Origin of the sequence: Vibrio sp. 1557 (assembly GCF_033340175.1) — a bacterium.
GTDB lineage: Bacteria > Pseudomonadota > Gammaproteobacteria > Enterobacterales > Vibrionaceae > Vibrio > Vibrio alginolyticus.
Map to the genome: position 1 here is coordinate 1 of NZ_JAWOVZ010000272.1, position 1,062 is coordinate 1,062.

At 42.4% G+C, this 1,062-nt stretch carries 2 protein-coding genes; one reads left to right on the forward strand and one right to left on the reverse strand.

Features of this window, described 5'->3' with window-relative positions:
- Positions 1–225 (reverse strand): LysE/ArgO family amino acid transporter (locus R7070_RS26435; protein WP_318141547.1); only part of this gene is annotated, 225 nt, incomplete at its 3' end.
- A 140-nt stretch (positions 226–365) separates the two neighbouring features.
- On the opposite strand from R7070_RS26435, the gene R7070_RS26440 reads away from it, so the two are divergent.
- The coding region (locus tag R7070_RS26440) for a LysR family transcriptional regulator ArgP (protein WP_318141548.1) at positions 366–1,062 on the forward strand (697 nt) is incomplete at its 3' end.

Below are 1,062 nucleotides of genomic sequence, written 5' to 3' on the forward strand. Positions count from 1 at the left end.
AAGCGTCACCGATGTCAGTAGGATTTCATTTTGAGACAGAATAGCACCACCACCAAAGATACCTAGAGAAATGAAGATCATATCTAAGACGCTACAAATAGTGGCTGTCGTCAGGTGGTGATTGCGCTTTATGCCTTGATTCAAGACATACGCATTTTGTGCTCCGATCGGAATGATCATCGATGCCCCTAAACCAAATCCTTGCAATAAAACCCAAAAGCTCACAATACACCTCAAATAATTAAGAAAACGACAGAGAGGGGAAAGATAATGGCTTTGGTTAAATAAGTATAATTAATGATTTTAATATATTATTAGAGTTACTTATTTAATGGTTTGGTGTTGGTTTTTTTGGGAGAACGTGAATGCGAGGGTTGGATTACAAATGGATAGAAGCCTTGGATGCCGTTGTTTATCAAGGCAGTTTTGAACGAGCTGCTGAGCATCTGTTTGTCTCACAATCTGCCATTTCGCAGCGTATTAAACAGCTCGAAAGATTCTTGGCGCAACCTGTGTTAATTCGAGAGCAGCCACCCAAGCCAACTCCCATTGGGAAAAAACTATTGGGGCTTTACCGCCGAGTTCGGTTGCTAGAGCACGAAATTTTACCTGAGATAAAAAACGATACTACAACGCGCCCAGTACAACTGTCTTTGGCTACTAACGCCGACAGTTTGGCTACGTGGTTACTGCCTGCTTTGCAAGACGTCATGAAAACTCGTCAAGTAGAGTTGAAGCTGACGATTTACGGTGAATCACGTTCAATAGAAAAACTGAAAAGTGGTGAGGTCGCAGGGGCGATCAGTTTAGAGTCTCAAGCGATACCAAATTGTCGCGCCGATTACTTAGGACGAATTGATTACGTTTGTGTGGCTAACCCTGAGTTTTATCAGCGTTACTTTTCTGAAGGTGTAAACAATCAGACCTTAGCAAAGGCGCCAGCGGTTTCCTACGATCAGTATGATGACTTACATAAAAAATTTCTCACGGAGCATTTCAATGTGCGTCCTGATAGCGTGATTCATCACAACATCAGCAGCTCAGAGGCTTTTCTCAAAATGG